This window comes from Actinomyces sp. 565 (genome assembly GCF_010365615.1).
Taxonomy (GTDB): domain Bacteria; phylum Actinomycetota; class Actinomycetes; order Actinomycetales; family Actinomycetaceae; genus Actinomyces.
In genome coordinates, this window is record NZ_PIZD01000052.1 from 1 (window position 1) to 1,309 (window position 1,309).

Annotated in this window: 2 protein-coding genes; both read right to left on the minus strand. The window is 62.9% G+C overall.

The window, feature by feature from the left end; all coding sequences use genetic code 11:
- On the minus strand, nucleotides 1–437 hold a 437-nt coding region (locus GZ997_RS08505; RefSeq protein WP_343212308.1), incomplete at its 3' end, for a DUF6571 family protein.
- A 338-nt stretch (nucleotides 438–775) separates the two neighbouring features.
- On the minus strand, nucleotides 776–1,309 hold a 534-nt coding region (locus tag GZ997_RS08510; RefSeq protein ID WP_162679585.1), incomplete at its 5' end, for a DUF6571 family protein.

Here is a 1,309-nt window from a genome sequence, read left to right on the forward strand (position 1 = left end):
ACCAGTGTGTCTGCGGCGTGCTCGTCGTCGATGACACGGTACAGGACGGTCTCGAACTGTGCGTCAGTCACGAGGCCAGACAGACCGTATACGTTAACTCCTTCGAGTGAACCGCCGCGCGCCATGTCGGCGATCTCGTCAGGGCAGTTGCCGAGCAGGACGGCGAGGTTTTGTTTCGTTGTATCGGTGTAGTCCTTGAGGGGTACTTGGTCGGTGAGGAACCTGATTGATCTGGCGGTGGTCCAGGTTGCCGCGGCTGAGGTCTCCTCGTCCTGACTGCCGCGCATGGTTGAGACTGCGGCCATGGCGGCAGTGAGCTCCTCGAGTCCGGCAGGGTTCCAATCGCCTTCGTCGAGCGTCTCCCACCGCTGTTGGGCCTGTTCCCCCGGCACCCACTTCCCGTCGCTGATCTCACCATCAGGGCTGAGATACTCCAAAGCGGCCTGGGCATTCGCCTGGTCGTCGTGGCCCGCGGCGCTGGGACTGAACCCGGGGATGCCCAGGGCGCTCTGATCCGCCCGCAGCGAGCACCCCGCCAAAGGGGCGCAGGCCAATAACAGCACCAACAGTAGACCTGCTGGCCGACGCTGGCGCGAGAGGGCTGCGCGGGCCTGGGGTCGCGTGCCGGGTAATTCCCTGTGTCGGTGCGGAGCAGTTGTGAGCGCCAGACACACTGCGGAAGCGATGACGCTCAAGAATACCCGGGCCCAAACACCGCGAGACGAGCCGAGGGGCTGCGAGGTCGGCATACCTGGTAGACGAGAGGCAGGCAGATTCATTTGGTGATCTTTGCGCCATGGCCCTGCTTGCGGCCTGTTTGATCGCCCGTTGCGATAGTGATGTCAAGACTGTTCATGACGGAGTCGTGGACCAGGTCTTCCCAGTTTATGTATTCGTGGGCGGCTTGTGGTGTCATGGGGTCGGGGGCGGTGATGGTGGGTTGCCCGTCGACCTCGGTGTAGAAGGAGAAGGGACCACCGTTGTTGCCGGTGGCAGCCGCCTCCATGGTGGCGTCGCTGAGCAGGCCGTAGTTAGCGGCATCAACATAGGCCTGGGCTCGCAGTACCGTGTCGATATCGGCCCCATCGACAGTGTCCGGAGTGTTGTCGCCCGCACGCAGCTCGGCAATGCCATCGAGGTAGCCCATGGTCATGGCTGCGTTCCTGTAGTTCCCGCGTAGGGTGGCCTCGAGGTTCGTGGCCGTAGGCATGTTGGAACCGACTTGGTCGTGGTGGTATTGGAGCATCGTGGTCACCAGTGTGTCGGCGGCGTTCTCATCGTCGATGACGCGGTACAGGACGGTCTCGAA